Origin of the sequence: Sinomonas halotolerans (assembly GCF_039615075.1) — a bacterium.
Lineage (GTDB): Bacteria > Actinomycetota > Actinomycetes > Actinomycetales > Micrococcaceae > Sinomonas > Sinomonas halotolerans.
Window position 1 is genome coordinate 26040 of sequence record NZ_JBDFRB010000012.1, and the last position, 12711, is coordinate 38750.

Sequence of the window (12711 nt, forward strand, 5' to 3'; positions counted from 1 at the left end):
ATCCCGCTCACACCCTGTGGCCCTGCCCGGCGCCTGCCGTGGCGCGGTCCTGGCACGCTGCCGCGCGCTCTACGACGCGAATCCCTTCTCGGCGAGCCATGCCTTGGCGGCCGCTGCGGGGCTCTGCTTCTGGTTGCCGGAAACGGCACGGTTGAGGTCCATGAGGTCCTGCGTGGTGAGCTTGGACGAGACCTGGTTGAGCACCGCACGGGCCGCCTCGGGGACCGTCTCGGTGCGCACGAGCGGCACCACCTGCTGGGCGATGAAGTTGTCCTTGGGGTCCTCGAGCACCACGAGGTCGTTGTCCTCGATCGAAGGGGCGGTGGTGTAGATGTCTGCGACCTGCACCTGGTCGGTCAGGAGGGCCTTGAGGGTCACGGGCCCGCCGTGGTCGGTGAACCGCGCGAGCCTCTTCGGCTCGCACCCGTACTCCGCCTTGAGGCCGGGCAGGCCGTCGTCGCGCTCGGCGAACGCCGCGGGAGCCCCGAAGACGAGCTCCGAGCACACCTTCGCCAAGTCCTCGATGCTCGTGAGGCTGTACTTCTCGGCGGTCAGCCGCGTGACGACCAGGACGTCCTTCTTCTCCGCCTTGGAGCGGTCGAGCACCGCGAGGCCCTCGGGGATCCTGTCCGCCAGAGCCTCGGCGACGTCCCCGGCGCTGGCCTGCCCGGCCTCCGGGTCCAGGAACAGCAGGAGGCCGCCGGTGTACTCGGGGACAACGTCCACCGAGCCGTCCTCGAGCGCCTTGACGTACGCCTCGCGGGCGCCGAAGTCCGGCCCGGTACTGGCCTTCACCCCGGACGCGTTGAGAGCGCCGGCATAGACCTCCGCGAGCACCTTGCCCTCCGTGGAGCCTGAGGACCCGATCACGAGTGCCTTCCCCGTCGGCGAGCCTCCGGCCGTGGTAGGTGCCGGCGCAGGGCCGCCGCTGCACGCGGCGAGGCTGAGGGACAGGGCGGCTCCGGCGAGCACGGCGAGCGCACGGCGGCGCGGGAGGGCAAGAGGGCTCATCGGGTTCCTTCCTCTGGGTCGGCCAGGACGGCCTCGACGATGTCGTCCGGCCGCGCCGCACGAGCGCCGGGCCGGGAGCGGGGGTCAGTCCCGCGCCGCGAGCTCCACGGTGCCGAAGATCGGGTCGCGGTCCAGGATGCGCACATCCTCGAGGCCCCGCTCGGCCAGGCCCGCGCGGAAAGCCTCCTGCAGCAGCGCCACGTGCATGCCGAGACCGCTGCCGAGGATCACCGGGCCGGCCAGGCCCAGCTGCTCGGCCACCTGCGCCGCCATCCGCGCGAGGTCGCCACCGGCCTGCGCGACGAGGAAGCGCGCCCCGGCGTGCCCGGCGTCGGCCGCGTCCGTCACGGCCCGCGAGCGCTGCGCCCAGTACCGCCGGTCCGTCTCGGGAGAGTGGAAGTGCGCGATGAGCTGGCCCGGCTCGGCCAGGCCCGTGCTCGCCAGGAGCGCGCGCGTGAGCTCGTCTGGCTCCAGGCCCAGGTTCATGCGGTGCAGGCTGTAGCGCACGGCCTCGCGCCCCAGCCAGTAGCCGCTGCCCTCGTCCCCGAGCAGGTACCCCCAGCCGCCCGCGCGGGCCTCCTCGCCGGCCTCGTTGACGCCCCATGCGGCGGACCCGGTCCCGGCGATCACGGCGACGCCGGTGCGGGCACGCCCGGCCGCGAGCAGGAGCCGCGAATCGTGCACAACGCTCACGCGGGCCTTCGGCACGTGCGGGCGGATGAGCGAGGCGAGCGCCTCGGCGTCGGCCGCGGTGTCGATCCCGCCCGAGCCCGCGTACACGTGGTGCGCCTCCCCGGCCGCGAGCCGCCCGAAGAGCTCCGCGAGGTTCGCCGCCGCCGTCTGGCGCGTCACGTTCTGCACGTTCGCGCTGCCCACCTCGAGGTCCGCCTCGAGCCGCCCGTCCACGACCTTGATCCCGCGCGTCTTGGTCCCGCCGATGTCCAGGCCCACGAAGGTCCCCGCCGGGGCCTCCTCGAAGACTGCAGTGCCGGGCCCGTGCTCGCTCGCTGTATCCACGTGCCTAGAGTACGTGGAGGGGCATCCGGGGACGGCACGGGCACGGCCCCGCGGACTGGGGACGGCACGGGCAAGGCGGCACGGGAGGAGCGGCATGAGGGAGATCGCAGGGGCAGCCGGGGTGGTGGCCGCGCCGATGGCCGGCGGGCCGAGCCGGCCCGCGCTGGTCACGGCGGCGGCGGAGGCAGGCGGGTTCGGCTTCCTCGCGGGCGGGCTCGCCCCGCCGGACGGCCTCGCTGCCCAGGTCGCAGAGGCGGACGCCGGGGGCGCCGGCTACGGCGTCAACCTCTTCGTCCCGAACACCGAGCCCGTGGACCGTGCCGCGGTCCTCGCCTACCGCGACGCGCTCGCGCCCGAGGCGGCGGAGCTCGGCGTGCAGCTCCCGGAGCCGCGCTGGGCGGACGACGACGGGTACCCGGCCAAGCTTGACCTCCTCCTAGCGCACGCCCCGGCGGCGGTCTCCTTCACGTTCGGACTGCCCTCGCGGGACGCTGTGGCCGCGCTCCGGCGCGCGGGGACGGTGGTGGTCCAGACCGTGACCTCCCCCGCCGAGGCCACGGCGGCGGCCGAGCTCGGGGCGGACGCCCTCGTGGTCCAGCATCCGCATGCGGGCGGCCACTCGGGCGCGTTCCTCGGCGAGGCCCCCTTCACGGGCACCCTCGACGAGCTCGTCACGGCGGTGCGTGCCGCCGTCGTGCTCCCCCTCCTCGCGGCGGGCGGGATCGGCACGCCCGACGACGCCGCCGCGGCCCGCGCGGCCGGTGCGGCCGGGGTGCAGCTCGGCACGGCGTTCCTGCGCACCCCCGAGGCGGGCACGAACCCGGTGCACCGCGCCGCGCTCGCGTCCCCCGGGTTCACGCGCACCGCGCCCACGAGGGCGTTCTCCGGCAAATGGGCGCGCGGGCTCGAGAACGCCTTCATGCGCAGGCACGCCGATGCCCCGGCCGCCTACCCCGTGGTGCACCACCTCACGGCACCGTTGCGGGCGGCGTCCGTGCGCGCGGGCGACCCCTCGCGGACCAGCCTCTGGGCGGGCACGGCGTGGGGGGAGGCACGGGAGGAGGCTTCCGCGGATGTCGTGGCGCGCTTCGCCGGGTGACCCCGGGTCCCAGGGAGGTGACCCCGGGTCCCAAGGAGGTGACCCCGGGTCCCAGGGAAGTGACCCCGGAACGCGGGGAGGTGACCCCGGGTCCCAGGGAAGTGACCCCGGGGCCTGGGCGGGACACGCCCGCGGGAGCCGGGGCTACCGTCGCCTCATCGCCGCGCTCGCGTGCGCCGGCGTCGCGACGTTCGCCCAGCTCTACTCTCCCCAGGCGCTCCTGCCCCGGCTCTCGGGGGAGCTCGCGGTCTCCCCCGCGGACGCGGCCCTCACGGTCTCGCTCGCCACGCTCGGGCTCGCGCTCGCGGTGCTGCCGTGGTCGTTCGTCGCGGACAGGGCCGGGCGCCTCGCCGCGATGCGGACGGGGATCATCGCGGCCACGCTGCTCGGCCTCGCCGGCCCGCTCGCCCCGACCTTCGAATCCCTCCTCGTCCTGAGGCTCCTCGAAGGCGTGGCGCTCGGCGCCGTGCCGGCAATAGCGATTGCGTACCTGAGCGAGGAGGTCGCCCGGGCCCACGCCGCCGTGGCCGCGGGCACGTACATCGCCGGGACCACGGTCGGCGGCCTCGCGGGCCGCCTCGTGGCCGGCCCCGTCGCGGACGCGCTCGGCTGGCGCGCCGGGGTCATCGCGGTCTCGCTCCTCGGGGCGGCCGCGGCGGTCGGGTTCATCCTGCTCGCGCCCGCATCCCGGGGCTTCTCTCCTGTGGCGCGCTCCGGGCGAGGCGTCGGCGCCGCGGCGAGGGACGTCGTCGTGCACCTTGCGGACCAGCTGCGCAGTGGCCGCCTCCTGATGCTCTACGCACAGGCGTTCGTGCTCATGGGCGCGTTCGTGGCGGTGTACAACTACCTCGGCTTCCGGCTGGAGGGGTCGCCGTTCCACCTGCCGGCCTCCGTCACGAGCCTCGTCTTCCTCGCCTACCTCTCGGGCACCGCAAGCTCCGGGTTCGCCGCCCGGCTGAGCCTGCGGCTGGGCCGGCGCGCCGTGGCCGTGGCCAGCACCGCCGCGATGGCCGCCGGCGCTGTGGTCCTCGCCGCCGACCAGCTGCCCGCAGTCCTGGCCGGCCTCGTCCTCTTCACGGCCGGGTTCTTCGGCGCGCACGGGATCGCCTCCGGCTGGACCGGGGCGCTCGCCCCGGGGGGCCGCGCGCAGGCGGCCTCGCTGTACAACCTCGGCTACTACGGGGGCTCGAGCGTGCTGGGGTGGGCCGGAGGCCTCGCGTTCCATGCCTGGGGCTGGCAAGCGCTCGCGCTCGGCATTGCGGCCACCGCGCTCACGACGGCGGCAGCCTCCTCCGCCGTGCACCGTGCCGAGCGCTGAGCCCGGCGGGGGCGGGCAGGAGAGGTCACGCAGCGACGCCTCCGGGGCCACGTGATGCGCCTCGCCTATCATGGTCCTCGCGCCGGCTGCCCCGCCGCACCGCGACGGCTGCCCGCCGCGCGGTGGTGCGCTCCCGAGCAGGAGGTAGTCCCCCGTGACCACGCCGAGCACCGGCCGTCCGCAGCCCGTCGGCTATCGGAACGCCGGGGGCGAGCCCCTCGACGAGGTGGACCGCCGTATCCTCGCCGCTCTTGTCGAGGACGCGCGCATCACCAACAAGCAGCTGGCAGAGATGGTCGGGATCGCCCCGTCGACGGCCCTCATGCGCACCCGTGCCCTCAGTGAGCGCGGGATCATCACCGGCTACGAGGCGATCGTGGACCTGGCCTCCGTGGGCCGAAGCGTCCAGGCGCTCATCTCGGTGCGCCTCCGCGCGCACGACCGCGACCAGATCGACGCGTTCACCGCCCGGGTCCCGCACCTGCCGGGAGTACTGGCCACGTTCCACACCTCAGGGGCGGTCGACTACCTCCTGCACATCGCCGTGGGCAGCACCGAGGAGCTGCGCGACTGGGTGCTGGACAACCTCGCGACCGACCCCGTGGTGGGGCACACCGAGACCACCCTCGTCTTCGAGCGGATCCCCGGCAGGGGGCCGCTGCCCGAGTGAGCGGGCCCGTGCGCGCGATCCTGTTCGCTCCTGCTCGTTTCGGCCACCGGCAGCCTCGTGTCCCCGGCGTGCCGTGCCTGGGAGAGGCGTGCCGCGGGTCCATCGTGAGCAGGACCGGACGCCGAGTGGCCGCGCGGAGGCAGGAGGGCTAGGAAGCCTGGGCGTCCTGCAGGGTGGTCGAGGGGACCCGGGCCGCGAGGGCTGCCAGTGCAACGCCGGTGGCAGCGCACACCACGAGGAAGGCCACCGATGCGGGCACGACGCCCACCCGTGCCGCAGCGGCACCGAGCGCCACGACCGGGACCGCGCTCCCGAGGTACGTCACGACGTAGAGCAGGCTGACCGTCTGGGCGAGGGAGGCCGGCCCGCACAGGCGCGAGACCCGGGTGAACAGCGACCGGAACGCCACCCCCTGCCCGAGCCCGCCCGCCAGGCTCGCAGCGACGAGGACCGGGGCAGAGCCCGCCGCGGTCCCCCACGCGAGCGCGCCAAGGGACACGCCGAGCACCGCGAGCGCCGCGGGGACCTCGGCACGCGCCGCGCGCAGGCCGCGGGGTGCGGGGGCGAGGAGCTGGCTCGCCGCAGAGGCCGCGAGGCTCAGGCCTGCGAGCGCGCCGGTGGCGGGAAGGGACGTGAGGCCGGTGGCGGCGGCGAACGAGCCCGGGGCGAACGAGAGCTGGTAGCCGAACATCGCGAAGCTCAGGAACCCCACGCCCGCGGCGAGGGAGAACGTGCGGCGGGCGGCGCCGTCTGGGAGCGCGTGCCGCAGGCTGCGGGGGGCGAGGAGGCGCGCACGGCCCGGCCCGGCGGCCGGCAGGAGCGCGGGGCGGGCCCGGACCGCCACGAGCGGCACCAGGAGGGCAGCGAGCACCCCGCAGTGGACGACGAACGGGACCGCCGCGCCGCCCGGGCCACCGGCCGCCTCCGCGGCGAGGCCGCCGAGCGCGGGGCCCGCCGCAACCCCCGCGGAGGACGCGAGGAGGGTGACGCGCCCCGCCCACACTCCGCGATGCGGGAGCAGTTCCCGCAGGGCAGCCGTGCAGGCGCCCATCGCGAGGCCCACCGCCGCGCCTTGGAGCGCCCGCCCCGCGCACAGCTGCGCGAGCGAGCCCGCGCCGGCGAACACCGCGGCCCCGGCCAGCCCGAGGACCACCGCGAGCACCATCGCTGCCCGGCGGCCAACGTGGTCCGACCAGTGGCCGGCCGCCAGCAGCACGCCCACGAGGGTGAGGACGTAGCTCGCGAACGCCACCGAGGTGCCGAGGCTCCCGTACCCGAGGCGGGCCTCAAGGCCGGCATACAGGGGCGTGGCGAGATTGGCGCCGACGAGGAGCGTGAAGAGCACCGCGGCGGAGAGGACGAGCCGCACCCCGCGGGGTGCGTCCCACCCGGCCCGGGCGCTGGCGGCCGGGACCATGCGCAGCTCGGCGAGGACGGTCATGGGCCCTACTGTGCGGCCAGGGAAAGCCCCGTGATCAGGGTTTCGGCATGCAGTTGAGCGTTATGCTCAGATCACGGCCACCACGGAAGCAGGAGCTGATCACATGGGCTCACTCGACGCCACAGACCTCCGCCTCGTCCTCGCCCTCGTCGAGGACCCGCGCGCCCAGGTCGCCCAGCTCGCCGAACGGCTCGGCGTTGCCCGCAACACCGTCCAGAGCAGGCTCCGGCGCCTCGAGCGGGCAAATGTCCTGCGCGGGAGCGGGCGCGAGGTGGACCTTGCGGCGATCGGCTACGACGTGGTCGCGTTCATCACGCTCGAGGTGGTCCACCGCGAGCTCGACGCCGTCGTGTCCGGGCTTCGGCTCCTCCCCCAGGTCCTCGAGGCGTACGAGACCTCCGGCCGGGGCGACATCTGGTGCCGGCTCGTCGCCACGGACACCCACCAGCTCCAGACCTCGCTGCGGGCCGTGCTGCGGATCCGGGGCGTGATCCGGTCCGAGACCTCCCTCGCGCTCCACGCCCACATCCCCTACCGCACCGCGGCCCTCGTGCGCCGCACCGCTGAGGCGGCGGCAGCGGCGTCGTCGTCCAGCCAGGCCCACAGGCGCGGGTGAGGCCGGCGGCGGGCGCGCGCCGGACATAATGGGCCCGTGACCATCATCGACAACGTCGTGTACGTGGAAGGCCGGCGCGCGGCCCACCCCGAGAGCCTCGAGCAGACCTTCGAGACCCTTGCCGAGACGGCCGGCGGCATGGCGTGGATCGGGCTCTACCGCCCCTCCGTGGCGGAGATCCAGGCTGTGGCCCGCGAATTCGAGCTCCATCCGCTCGCGATCGAGGACGCCGTGACCGCCCACCAGCGGCCCAAGATGGAGCGCTACGACAACGTGCTCTTCACCGTGCTGCGCCCCGCCCGCTATCTGGACGAGACCGAGACGGTGGAATTCGGCGAGCTGCACGTCTTCACGGGACCGAACTTCGTTGTCACGATCCGCCATGCCGAGACCGCGGGCGTGGGGCAGGTGCGCCGGCGGCTCGAGGCCGAGCCGGAGCTGCTGCGGCAGGGGCCCGAGGCCGTGCTGTACGCGCTCCTGGACCGGGTGGTGGACGACTACGGGCCGGTCGTGGCGGGACTCGAGAACGACATCGACGAGATCGAGGACCAGCTCTTCGCGGGCGACCACACGGTCTCGCGGCGCATCTATGAGCTCGCCCGCGAGGTCATCCAGTTCCAGCGCGCCCTCCATCCCCTGCGGCCCGTGTTCGACTCCCTCGAGCGCGGATCCGACAAGTACGGCGTGGACGTGGAGCTGCGCCGCAGCCTCCGCGACGTCCAGGACCACGTGGAGCAGCTCATCTCCCGGGCCGACTCGTTCCGCGACATCCTGCAGAACGCCCTCGTCCTCGACGGCACCCTCACGGCCAACCGGCAGAACCAGGCGAGCGCCGAGCAGAACGAGCAGGTCAAGCGCATCTCCTCCTGGGCTGCGATCATCTTCGCCCCGAGCGTGGTCGCGGGAATCTACGGGATGAACTTCACCTTCATGCCTGAGCTCAAGTGGGTCAACGGCTACCCGTTCGCCCTCTTCCTCATGGCCCTCGTCGCGCTGGCCATGTACATCGTCTTCAAGGCGAAGCGGTGGCTGTAGCCGACGAGCAGGCAGGCGCAGGCGGCCGGGCCCCCGAAGGACAGGAGGGCGGCGGCTGGGCCGCCTCGCGCGTGCTCGTCCCCGGAACGGCGGCCCAGCTGGGCGGGCTCGGGCTCTTCGTCCCGCCGCCGGGGGCCCGCACCGTCGTGCACGCGGATGCTGCTGGCGGCAGGGCCGTCGACGGTGGTGGTCCAGCCACGGACGACGCCGGGCTCCGCGCCCTCGCAGCAGAACCCGGCCTGGTCTGGCTCGGGTTCGACGAGGTCGCCCGGGCGGGGGCCGCTGGCTTCGACTGGGCAGCGGCGGCAGGCCGGCACGCGCTGTGGGTCGTGGACGGGGTCCCCGTGCTCGCCCGCGCGCCAAAAGGGGCTGCCGGGGCGTTCTCCGGACTCATGCGGGTGCTGCGCGACGCGGACGTGGCGCTCGTCGTCGTCGCCCGCAGCGATCCAGGGCCGCTCCCCGTCCAGACCGCGGAGGACGCCGTGCTCCCGCGGGGCGCCCGGGGAAGCTGACGCTGCCCCGGAAGTGCAGAAGCCCCCGGTCCGTGGGACCGGGGGCTTCTGCAGCGCGCGGGACGCACTTCACAGACGTGGAGCCTAGGGGATTTGAACCCCTGACCTCTTCGATGCGAACGAAGCGCTCTACCAACTGAGCTAAGACCCCTTGGCGCGGGATCTACGTTACTGGGAAGGGGCCTCGAAGACAAATCCGCGGCACCCCCGGCGAGCGGCTATGCGCGCCGGCGCTGGAGTACGGCGTCGAGGTTGCCCAGAGCGCCCGCGGGGCGCTTGGCGGGACGGGGCGCGAGGGACGGGACGCCGGGAACCGTGCCGGGCTCGGGAGCCTCGGCTTTCGGCTTGAGGCTGGTCTTCGCGGTCGGCCTGAGGTCTGCGGGCGTCTCCAGCGGGGCGGGCTCAGGGCGCTCCGCGCGGGCAGCCCCGAGGTACGCGGGCTTCGGCACCTGGACGGGCTCCCACGTCTCCCCCGCAGTCTCCCCGTCGGCCTTCGCGGCCGCATCCGCGCTCGCCTGCGACGCCCGGGCCACCTCGAGGGCAACGGCGCGCAGCTCGTCACGGCTGAGGGGCTTGGGGGCGGGCTCGGGCTCGAAGCCGGCGTCGAACACCTCGTCGGCTCCCCGCCGCGCAGGCGCGGGATGTGCCGAGGGCGTGCCGGCGTGCATGGCGGCCTTGAACGCCGCGTTGACCCGGCTGCGGCGGTCACGGACCGCCATCGCGCGCAGGGCGGCGACGCAGCCCACGGCGACGGCAAGCGCGAGCAGCGGGAGCCAGCCAGGCGCGCCCACGAGGAGCAGGACCAGCGTGACCGGGATGGCGAGGAGCGAGCTCATGCCGGCCAGCGCGATCGCGATGCGCCCCCACCGCGGCCGGAAGGGCCGGGGCGGGGTGGAGGGGCTGGAGGGCGCGGACGCCGGTTGGCCCTCCGGTGCCTCGCGGGGATCCCCTGGGCGGGGCGCCGGGCCGGTGCCGCGTGCCGCCGTGCCGACCCGCTGGGGCCCCTCATGCATGAGAACCGAACCCTTCCCGTCCGCGAGGCCCCTTTCGTCGAGGAGGAGCGTCGGCGCCCCCTCGGGCAGCGAGGCGCGCCGACGCCGCATGGCGTACGGAGCAACCCACACCAGCCACAGCAGCACGGCGGCACCGAGTACCGGCGAGCTGCTGAGGGCGAAGTCCATACCCAGAACCGTAGGAGGACCGCGCAGGGTCACGCCGGATTCCGTGCGGTGTGTCGCAATAAGGCGCCGAGTGCGGCCGGAATGGGTACATCATCCGCGCGACGAGAGCCACCTTCCGAGCACCCCGCCCTCGGGGACCTCCTCCGCGGTCAGCGCATATGACTCATGGTCCGCCCAGGCCCCGTTGATGTGGAGGTAGCGGGGACGCAGGCCCTCGTACCGGAAGCCGAGCTTCTCCACGACCCGTAGGCTCGGGGCGTTCTCGGGGCGGATGTTGATCTCCATCCGGTGCAGGCCCAAATCCGCGAAGCAGTAGTCGGTCGCAAGCGCCACCGCGGTGGGGGCGATCCCGCGGCCGGCGTGCCCGCGGTCCACCCAGTAGCCGAGCGTCGCCATGAGCGCGGACCCCCACACGATCGAGGAGACGGTGAGCTGGCCGACCATGGGTGCCCTGCGGCGTCGTGGGTCGTCGAGGGTGATGACGAACGGGAGCGCGGAGCCCTCGCGGGCCTGGTGCGAGAGGGAGCGGACCATCTGCCCGAACGTGGGCAGGCCTCCACCCGGCTGCGGGTTGGAGGCCTCCCACGGTTCGAGCCAGTCGCGGTTGCGGGCGCGCAGCGCCATCCATTCAGACCGGTCGCGGTAGCGCAGGGGGCGCAGAGCGAGGTCGCCGGCCCGCAGCGTCACCGGCCAGAGGCCCGAGCCCCCCATTGGTGGGGTCAGCGCTCAGTGACGGGGGCCTCGGCCCCGTCCGCCACGAAGTCCTTGAGCCACGTGCGCAGGTCGCTGCCGAAGTCGTCGCGGCCGCAGGCCAGGGTCACGACGGCCTTGAGGTACGAGAGCTTGTCCCCCGTGTCGTAGCGGCGGCCCCGGAAGACGACGCCGTACACGCCACCGCCTTCGCCCTCGCGGCGCGCGAGGGTCTGGAGCGCGTCGGTCAGCTGGATCTCGCCGCCGCGGCCCGGCGCAGTCTCCCGCAGCACCTCGAACACGGCGGGGTGCAGGACATAGCGGCCGATGATGGCGAGGTTCGAGGGAGCGTCCGCGGGGTCCGGCTTCTCGACGAGGCCGTTGATCTGGACGTAGTCCTCGCCCGCCACGGCCGTGACGTCTGCGCAGCCGTAGGAGGAGATCGTCTCCTGCGGGACCTCCATGAGGGCCACGACCGAGCCGCCGGTCTCCTTCTGGACCCGGATCATCTCCCCGAGGAGCGGGTCCCGCTCGTCGATGAGGTCGTCGCCGAGGAGCACGGCGAACGGCTCGTTGCCGACATGGCGCTCGGCACACAGGACGGCGTGGCCGAGGCCCTTCGGGTCGCCCTGGCGGACGTAGTGGATGTCGCCCAGGTTGTTCGACTCCTGGATCGCGGCGAGCTTCTTCGCATCGCCCTTCTCCTCGAGGGTCGCCTCGAGCGAGGGGACCCGGTCGAAGTGGTCCTCGAGGGCGCGCTTGTTGCGGCCCGTGATCATGAGGATGTCGTCGATGCCCACGGAGACCGCTTCCTCGACCACGTACTGGATCGCGGGCTTGTCCACGACCGGAAGCATTTCCTTGGGCATCGCCTTCGTCATCGGCAGGAACCGGGTGCCCAGTCCGGCGACGGGGATGACGGCTTTTCTGACTGCAGAAGTGGTAGACACGCCAGCCACTCTATATGACACGCCGTGGAGCGGCCGGGCTGGGGCTGGCTAGAGTCGACGCGTGGAAACTGCTGAGCTGAAGTCTGCCCTCCGTGCCCGGATCTGGGCTGGCCGCCGTGCGCGCAGCGCCGCCGACGTCGCCCAGGCGGGCACGCCGATCGCTGTGCACGGCCGGCTCTGGGCCCACGGCCACGTTCCCGAGGGCGGAACGCTCACGGCCTATCTCGGCGTCGGCGCCGAGCCCCCGACCACAGCCCTCCTGGCCGGCCTTCACGAGGACGGCTACCGGGTGCTGCTCCCCGTCTGCCTCCCCGGCCGCGGCCTCGGCTGGGTCCGCTGGCACCCGCGGATCGCCTTCGAGCGCAGCCGCTTCGCGCCCGTCCAGGAGCCCGTGGGGCCCGTGCTGGACACGGACGGACTCGTCGCGGGCGATGCCGCGGAAGGGCGCGCGCCCCTCGCCGCGATCCTGCTGCCCGCGACGGCGCTGGACGCCGAGGGCCGTCGGCTGGGGCAGGGCGGCGGCTACTACGACCGCTTCCTCGCGCGCCTCGACGCCGCCGGCACGCAGGTGCCCACCGCCGCGGTGGTGTTCGACGACGAGCTCCTCCCCGCAGGCGGCGTCCCCGACGAGCCTCTGGACCGGCGGGTGGGAGCCGCGATCACTCCGGCGGGCCTCGTCGACCTCCGGGCGCGCTCCCGCTGACCGGCGGCCTGGGGAATGGAGCCCGGGGCACGGCTGTTAGAATTGGCACTCGGAGGCCAACACTGCCAATTCCCGGAGGCGGCGTGCCGCACGCTGCGCGGACTCACGCGGCGCTCCCGCGCGAGCGCTGGGGACGGCGGCGAGGCCTCCTCTGCCCGGCCAAGCAAGGAGTTCCCGTGCCCACCTACGCCTACGCCTGCAAGGACTGCACGCACGCGTTCGAGATCGTCCAGTCCTTCAGCGACGATTCCCTGACCGTCTGCCCCGAGTGCTCCGGAGCCCTGCGCAAGAAGTTCAACAGCGTGGGCGTCGTGTTCAAGGGCGGCGGCTTCTACCGCACGGACTCCCGCAGCGGAGGGAGCAGCGTCCCCTCCGCCTCGGGTTCGTCTGCGCCGGCCTCGTCGTCGGGCTCCTCGTCCTCGGAGAAGTCCGCTCCGGCGCCCGCGGCGGCCGCAGCCTCGAACTGAT

14 protein-coding genes and 1 tRNA gene are annotated in these 12711 nt (G+C 74.0%); 8 read left to right on the forward strand and 7 right to left on the reverse strand.

Annotated features, from left to right (window positions below; translation table 11 throughout):
* Window positions 1-69 precede the first annotated feature (69 nt).
* Complete coding sequence (locus ABCQ75_RS12630; protein WP_345885726.1) at window positions 70-1011, reverse strand: ABC transporter substrate-binding protein; 942 nt, start codon at window positions 1009-1011, stop codon at window positions 70-72.
* A gap of 84 nt (window positions 1012-1095) precedes the next feature.
* Window positions 1096-2028 carry an N-acetylglucosamine kinase gene (locus ABCQ75_RS12635; protein WP_345885727.1) on the reverse strand — a complete coding sequence of 311 codons (933 nt, stop codon included), beginning with the start codon at window positions 2026-2028 and terminating at the stop codon, window positions 1096-1098.
* 94 nt (window positions 2029-2122) lie between these two features.
* Here ABCQ75_RS12635 and ABCQ75_RS12640 point away from each other — a divergent pair, with 94 nt between their 5' ends.
* The 3 genes from ABCQ75_RS12640 to ABCQ75_RS12650 all read left to right on the forward strand — a co-directional run bounded on the left by ABCQ75_RS12640 (window position 2123) and on the right by ABCQ75_RS12650 (window position 5115).
* On the forward strand, window positions 2123-3127 hold the full coding sequence (locus ABCQ75_RS12640) for a nitronate monooxygenase (protein WP_345885728.1): 1005 nt from the start codon (window positions 2123-2125) through the stop codon (window positions 3125-3127).
* Complete coding sequence (locus tag ABCQ75_RS12645) at window positions 3102-4445, forward strand: MFS transporter (protein WP_345885729.1); 1344 nt, start codon at window positions 3102-3104, stop codon at window positions 4443-4445. Before ABCQ75_RS12640 ends, ABCQ75_RS12645 begins: the two co-directional genes overlap by 26 nt.
* Before the next feature lie 154 nt (window positions 4446-4599).
* Window positions 4600-5115, forward strand: coding sequence for an Lrp/AsnC family transcriptional regulator (locus ABCQ75_RS12650; protein ID WP_345885730.1), 516 nt, complete (start codon window positions 4600-4602; stop codon window positions 5113-5115).
* Between the two features lie 148 nt (window positions 5116-5263).
* Here the strand turns inward: ABCQ75_RS12650 and ABCQ75_RS12655 are convergent, their stop codons facing one another.
* On the reverse strand, window positions 5264-6556 hold the full coding sequence (locus tag ABCQ75_RS12655) for an MFS transporter (RefSeq protein WP_345885731.1): 1293 nt from the start codon (window positions 6554-6556) through the stop codon (window positions 5264-5266).
* 103 nt (window positions 6557-6659) lie between these two features.
* Between ABCQ75_RS12655 and ABCQ75_RS12660 the strand changes: the two genes are divergently transcribed.
* Genes ABCQ75_RS12660 through ABCQ75_RS12670 form a run of 3 tightly spaced genes read left to right on the forward strand, consistent with a single transcriptional unit; the run spans window position 6660 to window position 8719 of the window.
* A complete protein-coding gene (locus tag ABCQ75_RS12660) occupies window positions 6660-7172 on the forward strand; it encodes an Lrp/AsnC family transcriptional regulator (protein ID WP_345885732.1) in 513 nt (170 codons plus the stop codon).
* Between the two features lie 36 nt (window positions 7173-7208).
* Window positions 7209-8207 (forward strand): magnesium/cobalt transporter CorA, encoded by a 999-nt coding sequence (gene corA, locus ABCQ75_RS12665; RefSeq protein WP_345885733.1) that lies wholly within the window; start codon window positions 7209-7211, stop codon window positions 8205-8207.
* Window positions 8198-8719 carry a hypothetical protein gene (locus ABCQ75_RS12670; RefSeq protein WP_345885734.1) on the forward strand — a complete coding sequence of 174 codons (522 nt, stop codon included), beginning with the start codon at window positions 8198-8200 and terminating at the stop codon, window positions 8717-8719. The genes corA and ABCQ75_RS12670 overlap by 10 nt, the downstream gene beginning before the upstream one ends.
* Before the next feature lie 78 nt (window positions 8720-8797).
* Here ABCQ75_RS12670 and ABCQ75_RS12675 read toward each other — a convergent pair.
* The 4 genes from ABCQ75_RS12675 to galU form a co-directional block, all read right to left on the reverse strand.
* Window positions 8798-8870, reverse strand: a tRNA-Ala gene (locus ABCQ75_RS12675).
* Between the two features lie 67 nt (window positions 8871-8937).
* Entirely contained in the window at window positions 8938-9900 is a 963-nt protein-coding gene (locus ABCQ75_RS12680) for a hypothetical protein (protein WP_345885735.1), read from the reverse strand.
* A gap of 90 nt (window positions 9901-9990) precedes the next feature.
* Entirely contained in the window at window positions 9991-10611 is a 621-nt protein-coding gene (locus ABCQ75_RS12685) for a GNAT family N-acetyltransferase (protein ID WP_345885736.1), read from the reverse strand.
* Between the two features lie 8 nt (window positions 10612-10619).
* On the reverse strand, window positions 10620-11540 hold the full coding sequence (gene galU, locus ABCQ75_RS12690; protein ID WP_345885737.1) for a UTP--glucose-1-phosphate uridylyltransferase GalU: 921 nt from the start codon (window positions 11538-11540) through the stop codon (window positions 10620-10622).
* 61 nt (window positions 11541-11601) lie between these two features.
* On the opposite strand from galU, the gene ABCQ75_RS12695 reads away from it, so the two are divergent.
* Together ABCQ75_RS12695 and ABCQ75_RS12700 are read left to right on the forward strand one after the other, a co-directional pair.
* Window positions 11602-12243, forward strand: coding sequence for a 5-formyltetrahydrofolate cyclo-ligase (locus tag ABCQ75_RS12695; protein WP_345885738.1), 642 nt, complete (start codon window positions 11602-11604; stop codon window positions 12241-12243).
* 176 nt (window positions 12244-12419) lie between these two features.
* Window positions 12420-12710, forward strand: a complete 291-nt coding sequence (locus ABCQ75_RS12700; RefSeq protein WP_345885739.1) for an FmdB family zinc ribbon protein — start codon at window positions 12420-12422, stop codon at window positions 12708-12710.
* Window position 12711: the final 1 nt, after the last annotated feature.

Excerpts from the sequence above, each read along its gene's own strand:
- ABCQ75_RS12630 (WP_345885726.1), bottom strand. The coding sequence starts at position 1,011 with ATGAGCCCTCTTGCCCTCCCGCGCCGCCGTGCGCTCGCCGTGCTCGCC.
- ABCQ75_RS12640 (WP_345885728.1), top strand. The coding sequence starts at position 2,123 with ATGAGGGAGATCGCAGGGGCAGCCGGGGTGGTGGCCGCGCCGATGGCC.
- ABCQ75_RS12645 (WP_345885729.1), top strand. The coding sequence starts at position 3,102 with ATGTCGTGGCGCGCTTCGCCGGGTGACCCCGGGTCCCAGGGAGGTGAC.
- ABCQ75_RS12655 (WP_345885731.1), bottom strand. The coding sequence starts at position 6,556 with ATGACCGTCCTCGCCGAGCTGCGCATGGTCCCGGCCGCCAGCGCCCGG.
- ABCQ75_RS12660 (WP_345885732.1), top strand. The coding sequence starts at position 6,660 with ATGGGCTCACTCGACGCCACAGACCTCCGCCTCGTCCTCGCCCTCGTC.
- ABCQ75_RS12680 (WP_345885735.1), bottom strand. The coding sequence starts at position 9,900 with ATGGACTTCGCCCTCAGCAGCTCGCCGGTACTCGGTGCCGCCGTGCTG.
- ABCQ75_RS12685 (WP_345885736.1), bottom strand. The coding sequence starts at position 10,611 with ATGGGGGGCTCGGGCCTCTGGCCGGTGACGCTGCGGGCCGGCGACCTC.